Annotated in this window: 8 protein-coding genes; 3 read left to right on the forward strand and 5 right to left on the reverse strand. The window is 68.0% G+C overall.

The genetic code is table 11. The features are described from left to right. Positions 1–202: 202 nt before the first annotated feature. The gene (aceB, locus tag I4Q42_RS14860; RefSeq protein ID WP_198576869.1) at positions 203–1,783 is read left to right on the forward strand and encodes a malate synthase A; all 1,581 of its coding nucleotides are present in this window, start codon (positions 203–205) and stop codon (positions 1,781–1,783) included. A gap of 215 nt (positions 1,784–1,998) precedes the next feature. Here the strand turns inward: aceB and I4Q42_RS14865 are convergent, their stop codons facing one another. Together I4Q42_RS14865 and I4Q42_RS14870 are read right to left on the reverse strand one after the other, a co-directional pair. Continuing rightward, positions 1,999–2,922, reverse strand: coding sequence for a polysaccharide deacetylase family protein (locus tag I4Q42_RS14865; RefSeq protein WP_198576870.1), 924 nt, complete (start codon positions 2,920–2,922; stop codon positions 1,999–2,001). 76 nt (positions 2,923–2,998) lie between these two features. Then, positions 2,999–3,751, reverse strand: coding sequence for a FadR/GntR family transcriptional regulator (locus I4Q42_RS14870; protein WP_198576871.1), 753 nt, complete (start codon positions 3,749–3,751; stop codon positions 2,999–3,001). A gap of 138 nt (positions 3,752–3,889) precedes the next feature. Here I4Q42_RS14870 and manD point away from each other — a divergent pair, with 138 nt between their 5' ends. Further along, complete coding sequence (gene manD / locus I4Q42_RS14875) at positions 3,890–5,098, forward strand: D-mannonate dehydratase ManD (RefSeq protein WP_198577008.1); 1,209 nt, start codon at positions 3,890–3,892, stop codon at positions 5,096–5,098. Between the two features lie 305 nt (positions 5,099–5,403). Here manD and I4Q42_RS14880 read toward each other — a convergent pair whose 3' ends face one another. The 3 genes from I4Q42_RS14880 to I4Q42_RS14890 form a co-directional block, all read right to left on the reverse strand. Further along, positions 5,404–6,126 carry a FadR/GntR family transcriptional regulator gene (locus I4Q42_RS14880; RefSeq protein ID WP_198576872.1) on the reverse strand — a complete coding sequence of 241 codons (723 nt, stop codon included), beginning with the start codon at positions 6,124–6,126 and terminating at the stop codon, positions 5,404–5,406. 134 nt (positions 6,127–6,260) lie between these two features. Further along, positions 6,261–9,881 carry a TonB-dependent receptor gene (locus I4Q42_RS14885; protein WP_198576873.1) on the reverse strand — a complete coding sequence of 1,207 codons (3,621 nt, stop codon included), beginning with the start codon at positions 9,879–9,881 and terminating at the stop codon, positions 6,261–6,263. 512 nt (positions 9,882–10,393) lie between these two features. Beyond that, positions 10,394–11,512 (reverse strand): DegT/DnrJ/EryC1/StrS family aminotransferase, encoded by a 1,119-nt coding sequence (locus I4Q42_RS14890; RefSeq protein ID WP_198576874.1) that lies wholly within the window; start codon positions 11,510–11,512, stop codon positions 10,394–10,396. A 169-nt stretch (positions 11,513–11,681) separates the two neighbouring features. Between I4Q42_RS14890 and I4Q42_RS14895 the strand changes: the two genes are divergently transcribed. Then, positions 11,682–12,611 (forward strand): phytanoyl-CoA dioxygenase family protein, encoded by a 930-nt coding sequence (locus I4Q42_RS14895; protein WP_198576875.1) that lies wholly within the window; start codon positions 11,682–11,684, stop codon positions 12,609–12,611. The last annotated feature ends 93 nt before the right edge of the window (positions 12,612–12,704 follow it).

Here is a 12,704-nt window from a genome sequence, read left to right on the forward strand (position 1 = left end):
GAAATCGTCATCCCGGAAGACGCCCAGCGTCTATCCGGGACCCAGGGGCCGGCGCGTGGCGCTCGAGGCTTCTTCGCGGTGGCCGGCGCTGCGCGGCGGCCCCTGGTTCTCGGCCCCTCCGCTCGCCTTCGCGGGCGTGCGGCCGGGATGACGAAATTTCGCTACAAGTACCTCCGCGTCACCACACACCACGGAACACGCCATGCCCCTCGACATCGCCGCCAACGTCCAGATCCTCGGCCCGGTCGAGGGTCGCGCGGTAGAGATCCTGACGCCCGAGGCCGTGGCCTTCGTGGCCGACCTGCACCGCCGCTTCGACGGCCGTCGCCGTGAGCTTCTGCAAGCCCGCCAGGCGCGCCAGGCCAAGTTCGACGCCGGCGAGCTGCCCGACTTCCTCGACGAGACCTCGCACGTCCGCGCCGCCGACTGGACCGTCGCGCCCGTTCCGGCCGATCTTCAGGATCGCCGTGTCGAGATCACCGGTCCCGTCGACCGCAAGATGATCATCAACGCCCTCAACTGCGGGGCCAAGGTGTTCATGGCCGACTTCGAGGACGCCACGGCCCCCACCTGGGCCAACGTCGTCGAAGGCCAGGTCAACCTGAAGGACCGCTGGAACGGCGTCTTGGACCACGTCGATCCGAAGTCTGGAAAGGCTTACGCGCTGGGAGCCAACCCGGCCGTCCTGAAGGTCCGGCCGCGCGGCTGGCACCTTCCCGAACGCCACCTCGAAGTCGACGGCGCGCCTGTCGCCGGCGCGCTGTTCGACTTCGGCCTCTATGTCTTCCACAACGCCAAGGCCGCCCTGGCCCAGGGCTCGGGCCCCTATTTCTACCTGCCCAAGCTGGAGAGCCATCTGGAGGCCCGCCTCTGGAATGCGGTGTTCGTCCACGCCCAGGAAGCGCTCGGCCTGCCGGTCGGGACCTTCAAGGCCACGGTGCTGATCGAGACGATCCCCGCGGCCTTCGAGATGGACGAGATCCTGTTCGAGCTGAAGGACCACATCGTCGGCCTCAACTGCGGCCGCTGGGACTACATCTTCTCGTTCATCAAGCGCCTGGGCCGCACGCCCGCCTTCCTGACCCCGGACCGCTCGGCCATGGTCATGGGCAAGGCGTTCCTGGGCGCCTATTCGCTGAAGCTGATCCAGACTTGCCACCGCCGCGGCGCCTTCGCCATGGGCGGCATGGCCGCCCAGATTCCGGTCAAGGGCGACGAGGCCGCCAACCAGGCCGCCTTCGCCAAGGTTCGCGCCGACAAGGAGCGCGAGGCCGGGGCTGGCCACGACGGCACCTGGGTCGCCCACCCCGACCTGGTGCCGGTGGCCATGGAGGTCTTCGACCGCCTGATGCCGACGCCGAACCAGCTTTCCAAGACCCTGGAAGGCCTGGAGATCACGCAACCCCAGATGCTGGAGCTGCATGACGGCGTGCGCACCGAGACGGGCGTCCGCGAAGCCATCCGGGTGGGCGTGCGCTACACCCAGGCCTGGCTCGAAGGCCGGGGCGCGGTGCCGCTCTACAACCTGATGGAAGACGCGGCGACCGCCGAGATCTGCCGCACCCAGCTGTGGCAGTGGGTGCGCCTGGCCGCCGAGCTCGACGACGGCCGCGTGCTGACCTCGGAGCTGTTCATCGGCCTGTTCACCCAGGAAATGGGCGACCTGCGCAGCCAGTTCGGCTCGCCGAAGCTGGAAGAAGCCGCGCACCTGTTCACGCGGATGGTGCTGGAGGAGGGGATGGAAGAGTTCCTGACCCTGCCGGCGTATGAGCTGATCGCGTAGTAGATCCGTGTCGTCCGGGCCGGGATGATGCGAAGGGGCGGCGGATCCAGTCGATCCGCCGCCCCGCTCTCATTCCGATATGTCCCCGCGAAGGCGGGGACCCAAGCTGTCTCTCATGATGAAGCGCGACCGTGGATCATCCTCGGCCTCGGCTTGGATCCCCGCCTTCGCGGGGATGCTCGGTTATTGGGCGTGCTGTAGGATAGGGGACCCAGCTATCGACACAGCCCCTTCGGATCCACCGGCTTGCTCAGCGCCGGCGGCAGGTCCGACAGGTCGACGCCGGTGTTGCGGGCCGTGCGCTCCATGATGCCGTCGCCGCCCAGCCACTGCTCGGCCTGGGCGTAGGCCGGGTCCTTCTGGGCCTCGTCCAGGGTCACGTAATGCGCCCCGGCCGCGTCGAGGCGGTCGAGCACCTGGGGCAGCATCCGCGCCGACCAGCCGCCGATGTGGGTCAGCAGCACCTGCGGGATCATCCGGCCGTAGACCTTCTGCGATACGGCCTGCATCCGCACGAGGGCGTCGTCGACGCCGCGCAGGTATTGGTCTTCCATCAGCTTGATCGCCGCCTGGTCGTTCCTGGCGACGCAGCGGGCATAGGCGTCGCTATAGGCCCAGTCGTCGAACGACACGGTGACGTGGGCGATGCGGTAGCCGTGCTCCTTCAGCCAGGCCGCGGCGCCGTCGTGGCGCTCGCGCGTCGCGCCGGTCGAAAGGTTGGGAAACCTCAGATACCGCCAATCCTGACCTTTCATCCGATCGGCGACCGCCGGCTCGCCCGCCTGCACGTCGGCGATCCAGGCCTCCAGGCTCGGGGCGCGGTCGATGTTGAGGTGGGTGGCGGCGTGGTTGCCTAGCGGGTGGCCGGCCTTGCGCCAGACGTCGAGCGCCGCCCGGGTCTCGACGTCGGTCGCGTTGGCGCCGTTGACGAAGCCGAAGGCCTGGGTGACGCCGTGGGCCTTGAATGCGGCGATGTGATCCTGGGTGATCGCCAGCCGGCTCATGCCCGAGGGCAGGGCGCCGTGCACCGGCAGGTCGTCGACCGTCACGGCGACGTCGAAGCCGGCCGCCAGGGCCGGGGCGGGCACGAGCAGCAACAGGAGCGCGGCGGCCCGGCGCAAAAGGCGTCGGAAGGGCATGGGTCGTCTCCTGGGTGGTGGTGGCGCAATTGGTTTGACCAATCTGGCCAAGACTCGCGCCTCCTCGAGGCAAGCTTCAGTCGGCGTCGGTATAGCGGTCGCGGGTGGCGGCGATGCGGGCGCGGGCCTCTTCCAGCTCCTGCACCTCGGTGGCGGCCAGCAGCGAGTTCAGCACCCGGGTCAGGTGGCGGCGCATGGCGTCGCGGGCCTCCTCGGGCGAGCGGGCGCGCAGGGCCGAGACGATGGCCGTGTGCTCGTCAATGCGCGGGATCACCCCGGCGGCGTGGGCCTTGACGCCCATCAGCTGGGTCTGGGGCGAGCGGGCGCGGGCCTCCCACAGCATCTCGACCGCGGCGATCATGGCGCTGTTCTGGGTGGATTCGACGATCAGCATGTGGAAGCGGCGGTCGGCGTCCTCGGCGCGATCGACGTCTCGGGCGTTCTCGGCCTGCATCTCGGCGACCAGGCCTTCGAGCTCGACCAGCGCCTCGTCGGAGATGCGCTTGGCGGCCATGGCGCAGGCCTCGGCCTCGATGGCGCGGCGGGCTTCCAGGAGCTCGAAGGGGCCGATGTCGGTGACGCCGGCCTGGCCCTGCTCGGGGACCTGGGCCTTGACGTAGACGCCCGAGCCCAGCCGCACCTCGACCAGGCCGTCCAGCTCCAGGGCGATGATGGCTTCGCGGACGGTGGGACGGGAGACGGAATAGGTCTGGGCCAGGTCGCGTTCCGACGGCAGGCGTTGGCCCACGGCGTAGCGACCCTCGGCGATCTGGCTGGCCAGATCGCGGGCGACCCGTTCGTAAAGGCGGCCTTCGGCCTTGGCGGACATGGGTAATCCTATAAATTGGTCAGGCCAATATGGACAGGCCGAACCGTGGGGACTATGGAACTGCCCATGGAAGATCACGGGAATCCCGACGTGCATACTAGCCAAACCGAGCCGTTCAAGGCAGCCGGCCTGCCGCCGCTGAAAATTACCGCAGCGCGGGTCATCGTCACCTCGCCGGGCCGCAACTTCGTGACCCTGAAGATCGAGACCGACCAGGGCGTCTACGGCATCGGCGACGCCACCCTGAACGGACGCGAGAAGTCGGTGGTCGCCTATCTCGAGGATCACGTGATCCCGGTGCTGATCGGCCGCGACGCCCGGCGCATCGAGGACATCTGGCAGTATCTCTATCGCGGGGCCTACTGGCGGCGCGGCCCGGTGACCATGCGGGCCATCGCCGCCGTCGACGTGGCCCTGTGGGACATCAAGGCCAAGGCTCTTGGCGCGCCGCTGTACGACCTGCTGGGCGGGCGTTCGCGCGACGGCGTGCTGGTCTATGGCCACGCCAACGGCTCTGACCTGGAAGACACCGTCGAGGCGGTCGGCCGCTACATCGACGCCGGCTACAAGGCCGTCCGCGCCCAGTCGGGCGTGCCGGGCATCGACCTGGCCTACGGCGTGGGCCGTGGCGACATGTACTACGAGCCGGCCGACGCCACCCTGCCGACCGAGACGGTGTGGGACACTCGCAAGTACCTGCGCTACCTGCCGACCCTGTTCGAGGCCCTGCGCAAGGAGCACGGCTTCGACGTGGCTTTGCTGCACGACGGCCACCACCGGATGACCCCGCGCGAGGCGGCCCAGCTGGGCAAGAGCCTGGAGCCCTACGACCTGTTCTGGCTGGAGGACTCGACCCCGGCCGAGAACCAGGAAGCCTTCCGCCTGATCCGCCAGCACACCACCACGCCGCTGGCCGTGGGCGAGGTGTTCAACACGATCTGGGACGCCAAGGACCTGATCCAGGAACAGCTGATCGACTACATCCGCACCACCATCGTCGGGGCCGGCGGCCTGACCCACCTGCGCCGCATCGCCGACTTCGCCTCGCTGTGGCAGGTGCGCACCGGCTGCCACGGGGCCACCGACCTGTCGCCGGTGACCATGGGGGCTGCGCTGCACTTCGACACCTGGGTGCCCAACTTCGGCATCCAGGAATATATGCGCCACTCGCCCGAAACCGACGCGGTGTTCCCGCACGACTACCGCTTCGACAAGGGTCTGCTCTACGTCGGCGACACCCCGGGCCATGGCGTCGACATCGACGAGGCCCTGGCGGCGAAATATCCTTACGAGCCGCGGCAGCTGCCGGTCGCCCGCCTGGAAGACGGGACGATGTGGAACTGGTGACACTCTCTCCGAATGAAGCGCGGGCCTGACCAGACCCGCCTCCCTAGGCCTTGTGCCTAGGGTCCAGGGGGCCGCCGCTCAGATCGTCGACCAGCGCATGGCCATGCTGGCGACGTTCTTCCGAAACACGCCGAGCCTTGCTCGCCCATGGATCCTCGCCACGAGGGCGAGGAAGGCGGGTATTTGAGGACAAAGGCCGTCTCGAACGGGGCGGTCTTTTCCATGGGCAAGACGGCCAGCGGTGAAACCTCTCACCCTCCCACCGCTTCGCGGCGGGCCCCTCCCTCTCTCGAAGAGAGAGGGTTTCAGGTGGGCCGTCGCTTCCGCTGCATCTGTGTCAGGTCCATCGGCCGGAGGATGTCGAGCAGCAGCTCGCGCATGGCGTCTTCGGCCGCTTCGGGGCGGCGGGCGAGGATGGCGTCGGCGATGCGGGCATGGGCGGGCAGGTGCTGGTCGGCCTGCTGCTCGATGCCGGGACGCTGGGCGCCGAAGCGCAGGGCCGCCTCGATCAGGTCGCGCATCTGGCGGTGGAAGCGGTTGCCGCTGGCCTCCAGCACGGCCACGTGGAAGGCGATGTCGGCCGTCAGCGGATCCTCGTCGCCCTGTTCGGCGGCGGCCATGCGGGCCAGGGCCTGTTCGACGCCGGCCCGGCGCTTGGCGTCGGCGCTGCGGGCGGCCAGGCCTGCGGCCAAGGGCTCGACGCTGAGCCGCAGCTGGGTGAACTCGATCAGCAGGTCCAGCGAGAACTTCCGTGTACGGATCCACGACAGGATGTCGGGATCCAGTAGGTTCCAGTCGTCCTCGGCGTTGACCGTCGTGCCGCGCCGGGCGCGGCTGGCCACCAGGCCCTTGGCGATCAGCATCTTCACCGCCTCGCGCACCACCGTGCGGGAGGTCTGGTAGCGATCGCAGATCTCGGTCTCGGTCGGGAAGGCGCGGACGGCGAAGGCGCCGGTGACGATCAGCTGGCCCAGGTCGTTGGCCAGGGTCTGGCTGAGAGTGCCGGCCGTGGTCAGGGAACGGGTCATGGTCGGTGAGCCCTGTCGGTGGCGAGCCAGCCGAAACCGGCCGCCGGAACAAGCGGAGGGGCGTCGCCCGGAGGGCCCCGCCCCGGCGCCGGGCCGACCCGAAGGGGCCGACGCGACGCCGAGGCGGGCGGTACTCAGTTCTTGTAGGTGAAGCCGACCGCGACGCGGGTGCCGCCGTAAGCGACCGACCACGGGTTGGGCGAGTTTTCGAAGCCGCGATCGTCCGAGCCGACCGACAGGCGGGCGGCGTTCAGCAGGTTGCGGCCTTCGAGATAGACCTCGAAGTTGTTGTTGATCTTCCGCGAGATCTTGGCGTCGAGGTACTCGTACTTTTCCGAGTAGTAGGCCTCGCTCGGATTGTACGGGAAGCCCACGAAGTTGCCGATGTTGGTGTTCGGCGGGTTGCGGACCGGCGAGCCGCTGGTGCTGGTGCACGGCGAGATGCACGACAGCACGCGGTCGCGGGTCTGGTAGGCGATGCGGGCCTTGGTGACGCCGTCGTCGTACCAGAACACCAGGTTGGCGAAGTACTTCGACTGGCCGGCCGGATCCAGGCCTTCGCCGGTCAGCGGGTCGATGTAGTTGACCGCATTGCCCGACTTGGTGGTCGAGATGTTGAAGTCCATGCCGGTCTTGTCCAGCTTCCAGGGCAGGAAGGTGAAGGCCGTCCGGGCCACGAATTCCCAGCCGGTCTGAACATAGCCGGGGCCGTTCTCGTAGCTGGTCATGGCGAAGTCGACGTCCGACAGCGGACGATCGGTGCCGGGCACGACCGCGTCGCTGCCGCCGAAGATCGTGCGGTTGTTCTTGATCGGCACGGCGATCGGGGCTCCGACGCGCACCTTCTGGCGATAGTAGGCGACGCTGAAGGTGGTGTCCTTGTTGGGATACCACTCGATCGAGGTGTTGTTCTTGGTCGCCTGGTAGGGCTTCAGGTCGGCGTTGCCGAAGGTGCCGCAGGTCATGTCCTGGTTCGAGCCGTCGGTCTCGATCACGTCGAGGCGGCGTTCGTCATAGGTACAGGCGCCGCCCGGCCACAGGCGGTTCATCGGCGGCGGGGCGACCGTCTTGGCCCAGCTGTAGCGCAGCACCAGCTTGTCCGGGATGGTCCACAGGGCGGCGTTGTAGGACGGCAGCCAGGCCGTGTAGGTCTTGTTGAGGGTCACCGGACGGGTGATCGCCGCGGTGGTCACGCCCAAGGCGTTGGTCGGGTCGTTCGGATTGAAGTTCCCGTTCTTCAGCGTGTAGTTCAGGGTCACGTAGCCGGAGCCGGCGACCTCGGTCTTGAACATCCGGCTGCCGAGGTTGCCGCGCAGCTCCATGCCGAACGGCAGGTCCTGGGCCAGGTCGGCCATCCAGTACCACGAGCTCATGGTCTCCTGGGTCTTGTTGACCGGCTGGTCGTAGACCTTGCCGTCGCTGGCGGTGCACGACTTGATGCAGTTGAGGTTGTAGTTGGCCGCGGCGGCCAGCTGCGAATAGGCCTTCTTGACGTCGATGCCGTCCCACAGCTTCAGGCCCGAGGTGCCCTCGTAGCCCTTCATGAAGGCGCCGTTCAGGTCTTCCAGCGAGTTCTGGTAGACCGAGATCAGCTGGGCCTGGGTCAAGGTCTCGATGCCGTACAGGAAGTTGACGCCCGTGGTCGGGTTGGGGGCGTAGCCGTAGACGCAGTTGTTGGCGGCGATGGTGGTCGACACGTTCTGGCAGGCCCGCACGTCGCTGCGCAGGGTCAGGGTCGGCACGAAGACGCCGGCCGAGGGCGAGTAGCCGCCGCCGGCCCAGGAGTCGGCGTTGCCCTTCTTGTAGAGCACGCCGGCCTTGAAGCGGGTGAACAGCGGCATGTCGGGCAGGTAGGTGACGTCGAACTTCAGCTGGTCTTCCGAGCTTTCGACCACGCGGGGCGTGAAGGCCAGGCGATAGGCGTTGCTGTACGACGGCAGGCCGGCCGCCGTCGGCGCCAGCATCTGCACGAAGTTCGTCATGTTGGTTTCGTCGTAGGCGGTGGGCGTGTCGATCGTCCAGATGCCGTTCTCGAGCACCCGCATCGTCGCGTTGCCGTAGTTGTACGACCGCGTCAGGCGGATTTCTTCGCGGGTGTACTTGCTTTCGTTGCGGCCGAAGGTCAGCTCGGCCAGCAGCGGGCCGCGGTCGAACTTGGCGCCGGCCGAGGCGTAGTTGGTGTGCCAGTCCTGGGAGTTCTGGATGTGGTCGATGTTCACCCCGGCGTTGGTGATGTCGAACTCTGTCAGGTGGTGGTTGCCGTCGACCTGGATCGTGCCGGGCACGATGTTGGCCGCCACGCCGTACAGCGGGAACGAGTTGTTGGTGACCGCCGTGCCCGGGGTGGTGTCGATGGTGAAGGGGGCGGTCGGCAGGCCGGGCATGTAGATGTAGTAGCCGCCGCCGTTGACGGCGCTCAGCACGTTGGGCGTGCCGGCCGGATAGAAGGTGTTGGTGGTCAGCGAGGTCGTGGTCAGGCCGTTCGACGCGCCATAGAGGGTGGCGATGCCGCCCCGGGTGCGCTGGCGGTTCTGCTCGGTCTGGTCACGGTTGGAGACCTGGTACTTGGCGAACACCGTCAGGTCGTCGCTGACGCGGTAGTCGAGGCGCAGGTCCCACGACAGGCGGTCTTCGTACTGCGTCCAGTTCTGGTCGCGCACCAGGTTGGGCGTGTAGTCGTTCCACTGGTTGAGACAGCTGATCTGAGCGTTGATCTGGGCCGCCTGGGCCGCGACGCGGTTGGCGCCGTTGCTGCCGGCGACGATCGTGCCCAGCTGCGCATCGTTCAGCAGCGGGAAGGCGCTGAGGCACTGGGCCTTGGTGGTCGCCGCCGCCGACTTGGTCAGCACGTCGACCGGGGTGGGGGCGTTCCACAGGCCGCCGCCGGTCGTGGCCCACGAGGCGATCGGGTCGTTGGCGCCGACGCCGTTGGCCGTGGCCGGATTGTAGGTGAAGGTCTTCTCGGCCGAATTGTCGAAGTCGGCGAAGCGGGTGTAGCCCTGGGCGTTGTTGGCGCCGCCGCTGTTCAGCGCGTGGCTGTCGTTCAGCCGCTTGCTGTAGCTGATGTTGCCCATGATGCCGATGCGGTCGTCGAAGAACTTGCGCGTCGCCACCACGCCGATCTCCGGCGAGGCCTTGCGCGACAGCGTGTTGCCCGAAGCCGCGCCGCGCACCGAGATGTAGGGCTTCTTGAAGTCCAGCGCGGTGCGGGTCTGGATCTGGATGGTCGCGCCGAGGCCGCCGGGCGTCATGTCGGCCGTCTGGCCCTTGATGACGTCGAGGCTCTTGATCATCTCGGCGGGGAATTCGCGAAGGTCGGCGGCGCGGCCGTCGCCGCCGCCCACGGCCAGGCTGAAGCCCGAGGCGGCCACGCCCATGCCGTCCAGCTCGACGCGCGTCAGGTCGGCGCCGTTGCCGCGGACCACGACGCCGTCGCCTTCACCGAAGCCGTTGCGCTCGATGGCGACGCCGGCGATGCGCGACATGGCTTCGTTGACGTTGCCGTCCGGGAACGAGCCGACGTCGTCGGCGACGATGGAGTCCTGCGCGGTGGCGCTGCGCTTCTTGCGCGCGATCGAGGACTGCTGCGAGGCGCGGGCCCCGACGACGATGGTCTCGACCTGCGTGGGCTCTTCCCTGGTCGCCGGCGTGGCGGTGGTCTGTGCGTGGGCAGCGTGTGCGGGCCACAGGGCCGCGCCCAGGGCGATGACGGACACAGCAGCGGCCATATGGCCGCGCGCGCTAAGGCGCTCCATTAGATTTCCTCCCGATGTATTTTTCTTTTTCGAGGACCCCTCGCCCTCGCCGGACTCTCAAGTCCGCGCACGACCCGAAGCTGCGCCTGCACGCAGCCGAGCCTGCCCTAGGGCGGTCCCGCCCTTGGTCTGAATGCCATTGTTCCCTCTCCCCAGCCCGTCAAACAGTGGTTTGGCCAGTCCCAATATGTTTGGAACGGTTCCACTATGTGGCATGACCACTTCATTACATACCGGAGATATTTTGGCAAGAATTGATATTATCAATGTGATGACGACTGTGGCCGCCAAAGCACGATCCGGCGCTCGAGCGCTTCAGCTGGGCGCCGAAATTATCCAGTTATTATAGAGCTTTATAGGCGTGTTATGGCGATGGCGTTCCGCGTCGCGAACCGGTTCCAGGCGAGGCGAGCGCCGCAGCCTGGGCGCGAGTTGGAGCCGTCGCCGTGTTGACCAATGTTTCAAGTTGGTAAGGCGACGCCCGAGCTTCGGACGTCAAGGCGCGCTGGCGGCTAAAGCGCCGCGCCCAGGGCTTCGGCGATGCGGGCGGCGTCGGCGCGGTCCAGGTCGATGTAGAACGGCAGGCCCAGGGTCGAGGTCGCCAGGATCTCGGTGTTGGGCAGGGCTTCGCGCGGGAAGGCGGCGAAGGCCGGAGACGCGTGGCAGCCCTCGCCCCACCACTGGCGGGTGTCGACATCGCGGGCCTTCAGCGCGGCGATCAGTTCCGGGGCGGCGCCCTCGGGCGTGGTCACCACGCAGACGCTGGTGGTCCAGTCGCGGCCCCAGCCGGGCTGGTAGCCAATTTCGCGGGGCAGGGGGAAGTGGCGCAGGGTCTGGGCGGCGGTGAACCAGCGCAGGCGATCGCCCGGCCAGGCGTCCAGCGAGGCCAGGCCGACGGCGGCCGCGTACTCGCTGATCTTGGCGTTGTTGGCGGTGTGCTGCGACAGCCGCGTGCCGTCGAAGCCGAAGCTGGTCAGGCGGCGCAGGCGGGCGGCGAGAGCATGGTTGTCGGTGGCCACGAAACCGCCTTCGCCCATGCCCAGCACCTTGGTGGCGTGCAGGCTGACGACGGTCGGCAGGCGCGCGTCGCAGGCCGCGTCGAAGGCGGCGGCGGCGTCGATGATCACCTTGATCCCGGTCTTGTCCTGAAAGTCGAGCCAGGCGGCGACGTCGGGCATGCGGCCGAACGGCGCGACGACGATGAGGGCGCCGACCGTTCCCGGCGCGCGGGCCAGGGCCTCGGCGGCGATCTGCGGCGTCAGCATCCAGCTGTCGCGGTCGGCGTCGAGGAACCACGGCGTCAGACCGGCCTGGACGGCGGCGTGGCCGGTGGCCACGAAGGTCCACGACGGCATGGCGCACAGGGTTCCGGGCGCGATGTTCAGGGCCTGCAGGGTCAGGGTCAGGCCCTGGGTGGCGTTGACGCAGGTGACGGCGCGGGCCTGCGCGCCGAAGCGGTGGGCCAGGCGCTCTTCCAGTTCCTGCACCAGCGGACCGAAGTTGGAGTACCAGCGCGCGGAATCGATGCGGCGCAGATAGGGGACGATCGCGTCGGTTTGCGGCAGGCGCGGCTTGGCGACAGCGATCGGCGTCGTGCTGTCGGTACGCGGGCTGCGGGCGTGCTTGACCATGGAGAATCCCCGAAATCCTCCGTAGCCTGCCGGTCACATGGTTAACAGGCGCTAACTGTCGCTGCGTCAGAGTTGCGACGGATTGCCTCGCCGCCGTGAAGCGATATTGGTTCTGCCGGTCTTTCGTCGTTTTCGGCGCAAAGTCTCGACGCAATTGGAGCAGCCTTCGATGTCCGCACCTTCGTCCGGCCCGGTTTCTGACCTGCCGGTGTCAGACCTGATCGAGCGCGGCTATCACGTGCTGCCCGGCGGCCTCGATCCCGCCGCCGCGGGCCGCCTGCTGGCGCGTATCCGCGAGCTGCGCGCGTTCGGCTCGGAGCTGTTCCTGAGCGAGGAAGAGTTCGACGCCGCCCCGCAATATGTCGGCGTCAATCCCGCGCCCGGCCGCAACCTGCTGGAGCGCTTCGACGAGGAACTGGCCTTCGTCGAGCGGGACGCCGGCCTGACCGCCGCGGTTGGCGGCCTGCTGGGCGACGACTACGAGATCCTGCTCAAGAAGCTGATCTGCGGCGTGCCGGCCTCGGCCGTGCCCCAGTGGCTGAAGACCCGGATCCACGGCAACCCGGTCAACAACCTGGGCCCCTACGTGAAGCCGCAGTACCGGGACGTGACCTATTTCTACGGCATCGACTTCCACCAAGACCTGATCGACTACAAGGACCGGGAAGCCGACTTCATCACCCTCTATGTCTATCTGCACGACGTCGGCGAACGCGACGCGCCGCTGTTCCTGCTGGAGAACAGCCACAAGCTGGGCGGCACCCTGTTTCCGCACGACCTGAGCAAGGACGAGACCGGCTGGACCTACGGCGACCGCAAGGGCGGGCAGGTGCACTGCCCGCAACACCTGCTGGTCGGGCCGGCCGGCTATGCCGCCATGTGGCACGCCTGCACCCTGCACGGCACCCAGCCCGACGCCGCCGACCACGAGCGCCTGTCGCTGCGCTACCTGATCGCCCGCAAGCCGACCCGCAAGGACACCGGCATCGACGCCGTCAACGCCACGCTGAGGGGGCCGCTGAGCCTGACGGCGACGCGGAACGACCTGGACGAGGCCGGCGCGGCGAAGGTGAAGGCCAATAGCGTCAACGAGGCTTAGGGGCCTTTCACTCAAGGCTACCTAATTTCCCGACTGTCCCCGCGAAGGCGGGGACCCAAGCTGGCGTTCAGGATGTGGCGCGGCCTTGGGTCA

Source organism: Caulobacter hibisci, assembly GCF_016135805.1.
Lineage (GTDB): Bacteria > Pseudomonadota > Alphaproteobacteria > Caulobacterales > Caulobacteraceae > Caulobacter > Caulobacter hibisci.